Here is an 11344-nt window from a genome sequence, read left to right as displayed (position 1 = left end):
TCTGAGCGGCGCTAGGACCGCGACCGCGCCCTGTCAATCGGAGCGGTAAAACGTATAGCATCTGACGGCTCGCCTCCTTCTGTCGCTGCCTGAGAGACACGGCTATGGGGCAAGCTGGAATGGCCATCCCAGGTCCGCTTCCGGCCCATATCGGCGCTGCCATCGCTTCGCTTTGCAGAAGGCCCAGTAGCTCGTAAAGGCAGGGCGTCAGGATCTGAATCACAATGAATTATCGCCATTCCTTCCATGCCGGCAATAGCGCCGATGTCGTCAAGCACAGCCTCCTGATCGCCTTGGTGCGGGCCTTGCAGCACAAGCCGGGCGCGCTCACGCTGATCGACACCCATGCCGGCTGCGGACTGTACGACCTTGGCGGCGACCAAGCCCAACGCACTGGCGAGGCTACGCAGGGCGTGCTGCGGGCCTTTGCCGACCCGAATCCCTTGCTGGACGACTATCGCGCCGCCGTGCAGGCGGTGAATCTGGGGAACGAACCGCGGCTTTACCCCGGCTCGCCGCGGCTTCTGGCGCAGCTTTTGCGCCCGCAGGATGTCCTGATCCTCAACGAGAAGCACCCGGAAGACGCTTACACCCTGCGCGGCGTGATGCGGGGCGCCAGCGCGGCGGTGCATGAACGCGACGCCTACGAACTGTGGCTGGCTATGGTGCCGCCCCGCACCGCGCGCGGCGTGGTGGTGGTCGACCCGCCCTATGAGCAGACGGACGAACGCGCGCGCATCACCGCCACCCTCGCTGCCGCTCACCGCAAATGGGCGCATGGCGTGACGGTGCTCTGGTTTCCGCTGAAAGACCACGCCACGCATTGGAAGTGGAAGCAGCAGTTGCGCAAGCTCGGCATCCCGAAATTGCTGGTGGTGGAGCATTGGCTATATGATAGCGAGCAACCCGGCATTTATAACGGCGCGGGCCTTTTTATCGTCAACCCGCCCTACGCCTTCACGCAGGCGCTGCCGCCGCTGCTGGACGCTTTGCGCGCGGCGCTGGCGCCCGACGGGCATAAGGGCGAGATACTATCCGGTTGGTTGGGGGATTGAGGGCGTCGAGAAAGTTCACAGACGCGCAACAGGCGCGCAACAGGCGCGCTGGTGTGACCCATTCGTTACCCTGGCGTGACTTGGGCGAAGCTTCGCAGAGGCTTCGCGATAGCTTTTCGCCGGAAAAGCCCGACGACGGTGTGAACTTCGGCCGTCGCGCCAAAAAAGCACCATGGCCTGCCACTTTGCCTTTGGCGCGGAAGCCGCTAAAGCCGCGCACCATGACAGACACACTTGCGAACCCCGCTGCTAAACCTGCGCCCAAGGACTGGATTCTCGGCATCTCCGCCTATGTGCCGGGCAAGTCCGCCACCGATGACGGCCGCCCGCTGATCAAGCTGTCGGCCAATGAAAATCCGCTGGGCACTGGCGCCGCCGCGCGCGCCGCCCTCGTCGCCGCCACCGCCGACCTCGCCACCTATCCCGATCCGGGCGCGACGAGCCTGCGCGAGGCGATCGGTGCGGTCCATGGGCTTGATCCCGAACGGATCATCTACGGCACCGGCTCCGACGAACTGCTCCATATCGCCGCCTCCGCCTATGCCGGGCCGGGCGACGAGATTCTCTATGTCCGCTATGGCTTTGCCGTCTACGACATAGCCGCGCGGCGCGTCGGCGCGACCCCGGTGATCGCGCCGGACAAGGATTACGCCACCGACGTCGATGCGCTGCTCGCCGCGGTGACGGACAAGACCAGGGTGGTCTTCCTCGCCAACCCCAATAATCCGACCGGCACCATGACCAGCCGCGAAGAGATCGCCCGCCTCCACGCCGGGCTGCGGCCCGATATCCTGTTCGTCCTCGACCAGGCCTATGCCGAATATCTGGACGCGGAAGAGGATGATGGCGGCCTCGAACTGGCCAGGACCGCGTCCAATATCTTCGTCACCCGCACCTTCTCCAAAATCCACGGCCTGGCGGCCGAACGGATCGGCTGGGGCTATGCCAGTGCGGACGTGATCGACATCCTCCACCGCATCCGCGCGCCGTTCAACGTCACGACCGCCGGCCAGGCCGCTGCCGTCGCCGCGATCAACGACGCCGAATGGGTCGCCTTCAGCCGGACCCACACCGCCCGCTGGCGCGAATGGCTGGCGGGCGAGGTCGCATCCTTGTCCAACCACGGCCTGCGCGTCGTGCCCAGCAAGACCAACTTCCTCCTCATCCTGTTCGACGGCAAGCTGACCGCCGAAGCGGCGATGAAGGGGCTGTGGGACGAAGGCTATGCCACCCGCTGGCTGCCCGGACAGGGCCTGCCCAACGGCCTGCGCATCACCATCGGCACCAAGGCGCAGACCCGCGCCGTCGCGGCCAAGCTGCGCGCCATGGCGGAAGCGGCCTGACGCGATGCTGCCCTTCGCCCGCGTCACGATCATCGGCCTGGGGCTGATCGGCTCCTCGCTCGCCCGCGCGATCCGGGCGGACATGCCGACCGTGCGCGTCACCGGCCATGACGCCGACCCGGCGGTGCGGGACATCGCCCGGCGGATCGACCTGTGCGACGATGTGACCGATACGGCGGGCGCTTCGGTGACGGACGCCGATCTGGTCGTTTTGTGCGTGCCGGTCCGCGCCATGGGCGCGGCGGCGGCGGAGATCGCCGATGACCTGCCCACCGACGCGATCATCAGCGACGTCGGCTCCTGCAAAGCCGACGTCCTGACGCAGTTGAACGCTGCCTTGCCGGGGCGGACGATCATCCCGGCCCATCCGGTTGCAGGCACCGAAAATAGCGGCCCGGAGGCCGGCTTCGCCACCCTGTTCAAGGGCCGCTGGTGCATCGTCACCCCGCCCGCCGATGCCGATCCGGCGGCGGTGGAGCGGATATCCGAGCTGTGGCGGCGGGTCGGCGCGGACGTCGAGACGATGGACCCGGCGCATCACGATCTGGTGCTGGCGGTGACCAGCCATCTGCCCCATCTGATCGCCTACACCATCGTCGGCACCGCCAGCGACCTGGAAAATGTCACCCAGTCGGAAGTCATCAAATATTCGGCCGGCGGTTTCCGCGACTTCACCCGGATCGCGGCGTCCGATCCGACCATGTGGCGCGACGTGTTCCTGGCGAACAAGGATGCGGTGCTGGAAATGCTCCAGCGCTTTTCGGAGGATTTGTCAGCCTTGCAGCGGGCGATCCGCTGGAATGACGGCGACGCGCTGTTCAATCTCTTCACCCGCACCCGCGCGATCCGCCGGTCGATCATCGAACAGGGCCAGGACGACGCCAAGCCCGACTTCGGCCGCTCTCACTGATCCAGGGCGGACGGCGGGTTCAGCGCGTTGATCGCGGCATGGACCTGCCGCTCGGCCTCCCTGCGATCGAGGCCGATGGGCACGATCTGCCCCACCTTATAGGTGATGACGCCCGATCGTTTGAGGAATTTGCCGCGCGGCGACACCCGCCCGCTGTCGATGGCGATCGGCACGACCGGCAGGCCGAGCAGGCTGTAAAGGCCTGCAAATCCAGCCCGCAGCGGCGGCGCTTCGCCATGGGGGACGCGGGTGCCTTCGGGAAAGAGGCAGATCGGCCGCCCCTGCGCGATCCGGTCTTTCGCCGCCGCCCGAAGGACGCGCAGTGCGCTCGCCCCAGCCGCCCGTTCGACAGGAATCAAACCGTATAATCGCGCGATCCGGCCCCAGAGCGGAATGTCGAACAATTCCCGTTTGGCGCCAACCGCGGGGCTATCAAGCAGGCACAGCACGTCGATCGTCTCGAACATCGATTCATGCTTGATGATATAGAGATAAGGGCCGCGCGGCAGATTTCCTTCCACCCGCACCATCTGGCCCAACAGCCAGCGCGCGCACCAGCGGTGGTAGCGACTCCAGCCCGCCGCGATCCGCTGCACCATGTTCGGCGTGAGAGACCCCAGCGCCATCGCCGCCAGCACGAAGAACAGGCTGCCGACGTAGAAAGCCAGCATGAAAAGGAGAGAGCGCAGCGCGGTCAGCATGGATGTCTTTCAGATGCCGATCAACGCGGCGATGCGACGGAGGAGATATTTATTATATTCGCGCGCCAAAATGGAAAGGCTGGGGCGGCTGGGCACGGCGTCATAGACGATCGAGACTTTGCCCTCCGGCAACGCCTGGCGCAGTTCCAGCGCGGCGCGGCGCATATGCCAGTCGGTGGTGATGAGACGCACGGTCTTGTAATCGCGCCGTTTCAGCCAGCGCGCGGTTTCCAGACCGTTGGAGCGGGTGTCGATCGCCTCGCGGCCCAGCGTGATGCAGCAGCTGAACAGCGCTTCGGGCGTCCTATATTCCGCCGCCAGTTCGACCGGGCGGACGGATCGGTCGACACCGGAGATCAGCATCCGCTGGGCCGCGCCGCCCTGCAACAGCGCGATGCCGCGATCGATGCGGCCCGCGCCGCCGGTCAGCACGACGATGGCGTCGGTCCGGCGGCCATCGAGCGGCTGGGGCAAAAGAACCGCGAACCAGACGAAGCCCAGCATCCAGGCCAGCAGCGCGACCGCCAGGAAGCGGACGATCACAGCGCCCGGCCCAGCGCGCGCAGCACGGTCCAGCGCGCCGTGAGAGTCGCCAATATGACGCCGAAAATCGGCAGCGCCGCCAGCAGCAGCCAGCCCCGCGGGTCGAGACTGACCGCGCCGACGACGTCCGATCCAGTCGCCGACAGCCGCAGGCCGATCAGCAGGATGACCAGCGCGGCGAAGGAAAAACCGAGCGCCCCGCCCATCAGCGCGTCGAGGCCGATGCGGCGCTGGAACAGGCGGGCGATCTGCACGTCGGTCGACCCCATCAGGTGCAGCACGTCGATCGTGCCGCGATGGCTGTCATGCGCGCCCCGCGCCGCCAGCACCACCACCGCGCCGGTCGCCAGGATCATCAGCAAGACGATCCCGGCGGCGAGCCAGCCAAGCGCCGTCAGCAGTCCGGCGAGCGGCAGGAGGAAGGCGGCATGGGGTTCGATCCGCAGCTTGGGCGACAGGCCGCCGAGCAGTCGGCGCAGCCGATCTAGCTTGGCGTCGGCATCGCCGGGGGTCAGCATGACGTCGATCAGCGCCGGCACCGGCAGGTCGCCGCTGCTCGCCGCGTCGCCGAGCCAGGGGCGCAACTGATCGGCCAGCTTGGCCGGATCGACCGGATCGGCGGCGCGGACGCCATCAGCCCCGCGCAACGCCCGCAAGGTGCGGGCGGCGAGCAGGTCGCGCGCCTGCCCGTCCGCCTCCACCACCTGCACGCTGGCGCGGCCGGCAAGGTCGGCGCTCATCGACCGGACAGCGGCGCCCAGGCCAAGGGCGGCGGCCGCGGCGAGCACGGTCAGAAACATCATGATCGCGATGATCCAGGGCATCGGTCCCGCCAGTCGGCCGCCGGGTAACAAGCGATGGCGCGCGGCCGCGGCGGCCCGGCGATCGACACGGGTGGCCATCAGGCGCGGCCTTGCGAATTGGGCGGATAGCGGAGCGTGCCCGTCGGGTCGGCAAGCCGCCCCTTGTCGAGCCGCATCATCTGTGCGCCCGACACCTGCGCGATCAGCGGCAGGTCATGGGTGGCGACGACGATGGTGGTGCCAAGGCGATTGAGCGCTTCGAACAGGGTCATGAGGCGACGCGCCATGTCGGCATCGACGTTGCCGGTCGGTTCGTCCGCGACCAGTATCTCCGGGCGGCCGATCACTGCGCGGGCGATGGCGACGCGCTGCTGCTCCCCGCCCGACAGGGTGGCGGGGCGCGCCTGGCCACGATCGCCCAGCCCGACCCAGTTCAGCATCTCCACCACGGGGGCGTCGATCTCCCCTTCTTCCATCCCCGACACCCGCAGCGGCAGGGCGATATTGTCATAGGCGGACAGATGGGGGACGAGGCGAAAATCCTGGAACACTACGCCGATGCGGCGGCGAAAGCCGGGCAGGCGTTTGCGCGGCAGCGTGACCACATCTTCGCCGAACAGGCGGATGACGCCGCGGCTGGGCCGCTGGGCGAGGTAAAGCAATTTGAGCAGCGAAGTCTTTCCCGCGCCCGATGCGCCGGTCAGAAAATAGAAGCCGCCGCCGGCAAGCGAGAAACTGACGTCGGAAAGCGTCTCGCTGTCCAGACCATAGCGCAGGCCGACATTTTCGAACTGGACGATGGCCGACATGTCTTGAAATTTCGCGCCGTCGCGCTCCCTACGTATCGAAGCGTCAGCCATGGCACAGCGGCCCGCCCGCCGTAAAGCCCACGCCGCATATCGCCGCGAGTCGCGGTCGATTTGCACCGGCCGTCGTTGACCGCTTGCGCGCGAGTCCCTGCCATGCCTATGAAGCATCATGATCCTGGTGTGCCCCAATTGCGCGACGCGCTATGTCGTGCCGGACAGTGCGGTCGGTACGAGCGGCCGCCAGGTCCGGTGCGCCGCGTGCAAACATAGCTGGTTCCAGGAATCGGCGGCCCTGCCGGAGCGGGATACCCCGCCTGTGCCGATCGCCGCGCCCGTTGTCGCGCCAGCGCCGGCCCCTTCACCGCCACCGCCTGTCGATGCGACACCGTTCCCAGTCCCCGATCCCGACATGGCGGCGGTTGCGCCTGCCACGGCAGAGGACGCGCCCGCGGCGGAAGAAGCGCCGCCGATCGCGGCTCCGGCGGACAATCGGTTCGACGACATCTATGCCGGCGCGCCGGCCGATCCGGTCGAGGAGAGCCGCTTCATCCCTGCGCCGCCTTTCAAGGCGCGGCGCAATCCGCTCAAGCTGTGGACCTATGCCGCCATAGGCTTTTGTCTGGTCGTCGCGGCGGCGGGCGGGGCGTTCGTCTATTTCGGACCGCCCGCCTGGATGGTGTCGATGGGACTTGCCGGCGAAGAAGGCGACCCGGACCTGCTCTTCTACCTGTCCAAGCCCGCCGAACGGCGCAAGCTGCCGACCGGAGAAGAATATTTCGCCTTCGGCGCGCGGATCGTGAACAGCGGCGCGCAGGCGCTGCCGGTGCCGCCGGTGCTGGTGCAATTACGCGACCGGCAGAATCGACTGGTGTTCAGCTGGACCACCAAGGCGGACAAGAGCCGGCTGAAGCCCGGCGAAGAAGCGTCGATCAATGAAAGTCGGATCGATATTCCCAAAAATGCCGAAAATCTGTCGCTGACCTTTGTTCAGTAAGGCCATGTAGCGCGAAAGTTTCTCGACGTCGCTCGAAACGAACGGGGCCGGCCCGCCCCTTTGCTGTTCAGGGATAGCTGACCGTTTTCGGGCGGCCCTGCGGAATGGGAATAAATTCCTGGTCGTCGCCGGGGATGAGTGGGAAGCGCATCGCTTCCCAATCTTCGCGCGCCTGCATCAGCCGGTCCTGGCTGGACGACACGAAATTCCACCAGACATGGCGGGGCGAGGTGAAAGCTTCGCCGCCGCATAGCACCACCCGGCCGCCATCGACGCTCATCAGGGTCGCCGACGCGCCGGGCCGCAGGACGTAGAGCGTCTGCGGCACGAGCATCAGGCCGTCGAGCATGGCGTCGCCGCCAGAGACGTAAATGGCGCGCTCGTCGGCGGACGGATCGATGGCGATGCGGCCGCCCGGCGATAGCTGGATATCGGCATAGATGGTCTGGGCATAGGTCGTGACCGGCGACGTTTCGCCCCAGAGCGATCCCATGATGACGCGCGCGCGGACATGGCCGTCATCGATCACGGGCATCCCGCCCTCGCCCACATGCTCGAACGCCGGGTCCATCTCCTCATAACGGTCGGGCAAGGCGAGCCAGGTCTGGATCGCGGACAGCTTCGATTCCTTGGCCCGGTCCGCATCGGGCGAACGCTCCGAATGGACGATGCCCTTGCCCGCAGTCATCAGATTGACCGCCCCCGCTTCGATCAACTGCTCGGTGCCGAGCGAATCGCGGTGGAGGAAGGCGCCCTCATACATATAGGTGACAGTGGCGAGGTTGATATGCGGGTGCGGGCGGACGTCCACGCCATGGCCCGCGCCGATCTTCGCCGGTCCTGCCTGGTCGAAGAAGATGAAGGGACCGACCATGGTGCGGCCCTTGACCGGGAGGGAGCGATGCACCCGGAAATCGCCCAGATTGTGACTGGTGGGGGTGATCGTCTGGAGGATGAGATCGTCTGCGGTCATGGGGCGTCCAGTTCGGGATAATGGCGGAAGACATCCTCCTGGCTGAAGGGCAACCGCCGGTCGCTGGATAGATAGTCCTGCAATTCGGGCAGCGCCACAACCCTGTCGTGCAGCGCGCCGAGTTCTGGATAGCCGGGCATCAGCGTCGCCATGCGCAGGGGAAAAGCATAGCGCAAGCCTGCGACCAGATGGAACAGCGACAGGTCGGCGTAGCTCCACCGCGCGCCCGCCAGCCAGTGGCCGGCTTCAGATTTCAGGGCATGTTCGAAATAGTCGAAAAATTTGGGGATGCGCTGTCCGCGAAAGCCATGCGCGCGGCGCAGCGATTCCGGCTTCTGATCCTCATAATAGATATCGACGCCGATCGGGTGATGGACATCATGCGCTTCCGCCACAAAGTCCATGATGGTAAGTTGAAGCTGAGAAAGCCAATAGCGGCTTTTCATACCGGACGGGCCGCATTCATGCCGTTCGGACAAGTAGAACAGGATGTTGGCGGTCTGGGCGATGGTGGACCCATCAACGCCAAGATAGGGCGGCGCGAAGGCGGGGCCGCGCGCATGACCCGCCATGTCGGTGATCAGCGCGTCGGCACCCTCCTCCCGCGCGCGGTCGCGATAGGGGATGCCACAAGCTTCCAGCGTCAGGCGGACGAACTCGCCTCGGCCGGGGATAGTGGGCCAGTACCAGAAATCATAGGCCATGACGGACGGCGCTCCTTGCTTGCACGAAGCAGGGAGAACGCCGCGGCGCGACCTAAAGTCTCATGCATCTTCGGGCGCGCGCGCCTTGATGGCTAGGGCGTGGACCTTTTCCGCCAGCAGGTCGGCGAGTGCGGCGTTGACCAGTCGCTGGCGTGCGACGCGGGTCTGGCCGGCGAAGCGATCCGACACGATCTCCACCGTGAAATGGCTTTCCCCCGATCCGTCATGGCCGGCATGGCCGCGATGTTTTTCGCTGTCGTCGATGACGGCGAGATGGTCCGGCGACAGGGCGGCGCGCAGCCGCGCCTCGATTTCTATGGCAACGGGGCCTTTGAGGTCGGTAGTCATATCCCCTATATAGGCTGCTTTGCCGCCACTTGCATCAGGACTTCCTTGTCTACCGATCCTTTCTCGACACGTCGTTTCAACCGTTTTCATGGCCGGGTGGAAGGCGACCGCCCCTGCGCCGCGCCAGGATGCCCCGAACCGGGCGAATTCCGCGCGCCACCGGCGGAAGGGAGCGCGCGACCGGGCGAGGAAGGACCGCGCTGGCGCTGGTTCTGCCTGGATCATGTCAAGGCGTTCAACCAAGGCTATAATTTCTTCACCGGCATGACCCCCGACGAGATCGCCGCGGCGCAGCGCCCCTATGCCGGGTGGGAACGGGAGACGCGCGCCTTTTCCGCCAATGCGCATAGTCCCTCGCCCAAATGGGCCGATTTCGTCGATCCGCTCGATGCGATCGGGGCGAAGTTCAAAGAGCGCATGGCCAAGGCGCGAGCCGACGCACAGGTGCGACAGGACGGCAAATTCCTGTCGGTCGAGGATCGCAAGGCGCTATCGCTGATGGGGCTGGAGATCGACGCCGATCGCAAGGCGCTGCGCACCCGCTACACGCAATTGCTGCGCCGCTATCATCCCGACCATAATGGCGGCGACCGCACCCACGAAAGCGCGCTGCAAAGCGTGATAGAAGCCTATGGGCATTTGAAGAAGGCTTCGGTTTTCGCTTAACTTCGCACTTTTCCACATGTTTTGACATTATCGTAACATGATAGGAAATCTGACTGCGAGGAGGGTGGACCAAAGCAAGCGCCGTTCACCTTTATACCAGAGCCGCGTGATGTAGCACAGCGCAGCCTTGCCCCAGTCCGATTGGGCTGTCATAGCGCGCGGCCTTTCAAAAAACCGGAGATGTTCATGCAGCAGGTGCCGCGCGCGCTGGGCCTCGATTTCGGCACGACCAACAGCGTCGCCGCGCTGGCGGACGGCGGGGAGTCGCGACTGGTCGAATTTGCCGGGACGGAAGCGACCGGCGCGGTGTTCAGGTCAGCGCTCTGTTTCTGGCATGACGAGGCGGTCAAGGGCGGCATGGCGCATGAGGCAGGGCCGTGGGCGATCGCGGAATATATGCAATATCCCGAAGACAGCCGCTTCCTCCAATCGTTCAAGTCGGTGGCCGCCAGCCCGATCTTCGAAACCGCCAATGTGTTCGAAAAGCGGTTTCGTTTCGAGGAACTGGGGCAGATGTTCCTCAATCGGATGATCGGCCATGCCGGCGGCGCACTCGACAAGCGTCCCGAACGGATCGTCGTCGGGCGGCCGGTCGAATATGCCGGATCGCGCCCCGACGAGGCGCTGGCGCGCAAGCGCTACGACGCGATGTTTTCCGGGTTCGGCACGGAAATACATTATGTCTATGAGCCGCTGGGCGCGGCGTTCAGCTATGCCAGCCGTCTCACCGGGGCGGCGACGATCCTGGTCGCCGATTTCGGCGGGGGCACCAGCGACTTTTCGTTGGTCCGGGTCGAGGCGCCGGGTGCGGCGCGCCGCTGCGTACCGCTGGGATCGACCGGCATCGGGCTGGCGGGCGACCGGTTCGACTATCGCATCCTCGACCATCTGGTGCTGCCGATGCTGGGCAAGGGCGGCAGTTATCAGAGTTTCGGCAAGGAATTGGAGATACCGCGCAGCTATTTCGCCGATTTCGCCGACTGGTCGCGCCTCGCCCTGATGCGCAACCGGCGCACGATGGACGAACTGGCGCGGTTGCAGAAGACGGCGAAGGAGCCGGTGGCGATCGGGCGGATGATGACCGTGATCGAGAAGGAGTTGGGCTATCCGCTCTATGATGCGGTCGGCGCGCTGAAACGCGCATTGTCCGAGAGCGAAAGCGCCACCTTCCGCTTTTCGGGCGGCGGGCTGGAGATCGAGCAGGCGGTTACGCGCGCCGATTTCGAACGCTGGATCGCGCCCGACATCGCCCGGATCGAGGAAACTGTGGACAAGGCGCTGGCCAAGGCGAATGTCGCGCCTGATATTATCGACCGGGTGTTTCTGACCGGCGGATCGTCGCTCATTCCGGCGATCCGCGATATTTTCCGCGCGCGTTTCGGGCAGGACAGGCTGGCGACCGGAGGCGAACTGACCTCCATCGCCCATGGGCTGGCGCTGATCGGCGCGGAAGCCAATTTGGCGGAATGGGCAGCTTGATCCGGGCGCGCCTTGC

The 11344-nt window shown here is 65.8% G+C and carries 13 protein-coding genes; 6 read left to right on the top strand and 7 right to left on the bottom strand.

Going from position 1 to position 11344, the window contains the following annotated elements:
• Window positions 1–224 precede the first annotated feature (224 nt).
• The 3 genes from sphantq_RS11010 to sphantq_RS11000 all read left to right on the top strand — a co-directional run bounded on the left by sphantq_RS11010 (window position 225) and on the right by sphantq_RS11000 (window position 3308).
• The gene (locus sphantq_RS11010) at window positions 225–1055 is read left to right on the top strand and encodes a 23S rRNA (adenine(2030)-N(6))-methyltransferase RlmJ (RefSeq protein ID WP_272798511.1); all 831 of its coding nucleotides are present in this window, start codon (window positions 225–227) and stop codon (window positions 1053–1055) included.
• Between the two features lie 221 nt (window positions 1056–1276).
• On the top strand, window positions 1277–2398 hold the full coding sequence (locus tag sphantq_RS11005; protein ID WP_129926352.1) for a pyridoxal phosphate-dependent aminotransferase: 1122 nt from the start codon (window positions 1277–1279) through the stop codon (window positions 2396–2398).
• 4 nt (window positions 2399–2402) lie between these two features.
• Window positions 2403–3308, top strand: coding sequence for a prephenate/arogenate dehydrogenase family protein (locus sphantq_RS11000; protein WP_066599168.1), 906 nt, complete (start codon window positions 2403–2405; stop codon window positions 3306–3308).
• Here the strand turns inward: sphantq_RS11000 and sphantq_RS10995 are convergent.
• Genes sphantq_RS10995 through ftsE form a run of 4 tightly spaced genes read right to left on the bottom strand, consistent with a single transcriptional unit; the run spans window position 3302 to window position 6164 of the window.
• Window positions 3302–4009 carry a lysophospholipid acyltransferase family protein gene (locus sphantq_RS10995; RefSeq protein ID WP_272798510.1) on the bottom strand — a complete coding sequence of 236 codons (708 nt, stop codon included), beginning with the start codon at window positions 4007–4009 and terminating at the stop codon, window positions 3302–3304. The two genes, sphantq_RS11000 and sphantq_RS10995, sit on opposite strands and share 7 nt — an antisense overlap.
• A 9-nt stretch (window positions 4010–4018) precedes the next feature.
• Window positions 4019–4552 (bottom strand): YdcF family protein, encoded by a 534-nt coding sequence (locus tag sphantq_RS10990; RefSeq protein WP_066599163.1) that lies wholly within the window; start codon window positions 4550–4552, stop codon window positions 4019–4021.
• Complete coding sequence (locus sphantq_RS10985; RefSeq protein ID WP_129926353.1) at window positions 4549–5454, bottom strand: cell division protein FtsX; 906 nt, start codon at window positions 5452–5454, stop codon at window positions 4549–4551. Before sphantq_RS10985 ends, sphantq_RS10990 begins: the two co-directional genes overlap by 4 nt.
• On the bottom strand, window positions 5454–6164 hold the full coding sequence (gene ftsE / locus sphantq_RS10980; RefSeq protein ID WP_066599158.1) for a cell division ATP-binding protein FtsE: 711 nt from the start codon (window positions 6162–6164) through the stop codon (window positions 5454–5456). Before ftsE ends, sphantq_RS10985 begins: the two co-directional genes overlap by 1 nt.
• A 169-nt stretch (window positions 6165–6333) precedes the next feature.
• On the opposite strand from ftsE, the gene sphantq_RS10975 reads away from it, so the two are divergent.
• A complete protein-coding gene (locus sphantq_RS10975) occupies window positions 6334–7158 on the top strand; it encodes a zinc-ribbon domain-containing protein (protein WP_066599155.1) in 825 nt (274 codons plus the stop codon).
• A 67-nt stretch (window positions 7159–7225) separates the two neighbouring features.
• On the opposite strand, the gene sphantq_RS10970 is transcribed toward sphantq_RS10975, so the two are convergent.
• Genes sphantq_RS10970 through sphantq_RS10960 form a run of 3 tightly spaced genes read right to left on the bottom strand, consistent with a single transcriptional unit; the run spans window position 7226 to window position 9183 of the window.
• Window positions 7226–8131, bottom strand: coding sequence for a pirin family protein (locus tag sphantq_RS10970; RefSeq protein ID WP_129926355.1), 906 nt, complete (start codon window positions 8129–8131; stop codon window positions 7226–7228).
• Window positions 8128–8835, bottom strand: a complete 708-nt coding sequence (locus sphantq_RS10965) for a glutathione S-transferase (protein WP_066599149.1) — start codon at window positions 8833–8835, stop codon at window positions 8128–8130. Before sphantq_RS10965 ends, sphantq_RS10970 begins: the two co-directional genes overlap by 4 nt.
• Before the next feature lie 60 nt (window positions 8836–8895).
• Window positions 8896–9183 (bottom strand): BolA family protein, encoded by a 288-nt coding sequence (locus sphantq_RS10960; protein WP_272798509.1) that lies wholly within the window; start codon window positions 9181–9183, stop codon window positions 8896–8898.
• Between the two features lie 45 nt (window positions 9184–9228).
• On the opposite strand from sphantq_RS10960, the gene sphantq_RS10955 reads away from it, so the two are divergent.
• A complete protein-coding gene (locus tag sphantq_RS10955; protein ID WP_066599144.1) occupies window positions 9229–9849 on the top strand; it encodes a J domain-containing protein in 621 nt (206 codons plus the stop codon).
• Window positions 9850–10035: 186 nt separating this feature from the next.
• Window positions 10036–11328 (top strand): Hsp70 family protein, encoded by a 1293-nt coding sequence (locus sphantq_RS10950; protein ID WP_066604772.1) that lies wholly within the window; start codon window positions 10036–10038, stop codon window positions 11326–11328.
• Window positions 11329–11344: the final 16 nt, after the last annotated feature.

Source organism: Sphingobium sp. AntQ-1 (genome assembly GCF_028538045.1).
Taxonomy (GTDB): domain Bacteria; phylum Pseudomonadota; class Alphaproteobacteria; order Sphingomonadales; family Sphingomonadaceae; genus Sphingobium; species Sphingobium cupriresistens.
The sequence above is the reverse complement of the archived record's forward strand: the minus strand, read 5'-3'. Positions and strand labels throughout refer to the sequence as shown.

Excerpts from the sequence above, each read along its gene's own strand:
- sphantq_RS10960 (WP_272798509.1), bottom strand. The coding sequence starts at position 9,183 with ATGACTACCGACCTCAAAGGCCCCGTTGCCATAGAAATCGAGGCGCGG.
- sphantq_RS10970 (WP_129926355.1), bottom strand. The coding sequence starts at position 8,131 with ATGACCGCAGACGATCTCATCCTCCAGACGATCACCCCCACCAGTCAC.
- sphantq_RS11000 (WP_066599168.1), top strand. The coding sequence starts at position 2,403 with ATGCTGCCCTTCGCCCGCGTCACGATCATCGGCCTGGGGCTGATCGGC.
- sphantq_RS10975 (WP_066599155.1), top strand. The coding sequence starts at position 6,334 with ATGATCCTGGTGTGCCCCAATTGCGCGACGCGCTATGTCGTGCCGGAC.
- sphantq_RS10995 (WP_272798510.1), bottom strand. The coding sequence starts at position 4,009 with ATGCTGACCGCGCTGCGCTCTCTCCTTTTCATGCTGGCTTTCTACGTC.
- sphantq_RS10965 (WP_066599149.1), bottom strand. The coding sequence starts at position 8,835 with ATGGCCTATGATTTCTGGTACTGGCCCACTATCCCCGGCCGAGGCGAG.
- sphantq_RS11005 (WP_129926352.1), top strand. The coding sequence starts at position 1,277 with ATGACAGACACACTTGCGAACCCCGCTGCTAAACCTGCGCCCAAGGAC.
- sphantq_RS10985 (WP_129926353.1), bottom strand. The coding sequence starts at position 5,454 with ATGGCCACCCGTGTCGATCGCCGGGCCGCCGCGGCCGCGCGCCATCGC.
- sphantq_RS11010 (WP_272798511.1), top strand. The coding sequence starts at position 225 with ATGAATTATCGCCATTCCTTCCATGCCGGCAATAGCGCCGATGTCGTC.
- sphantq_RS10950 (WP_066604772.1), top strand. The coding sequence starts at position 10,036 with ATGCAGCAGGTGCCGCGCGCGCTGGGCCTCGATTTCGGCACGACCAAC.
- ftsE (WP_066599158.1), bottom strand. The coding sequence starts at position 6,164 with ATGTCGGCCATCGTCCAGTTCGAAAATGTCGGCCTGCGCTATGGTCTG.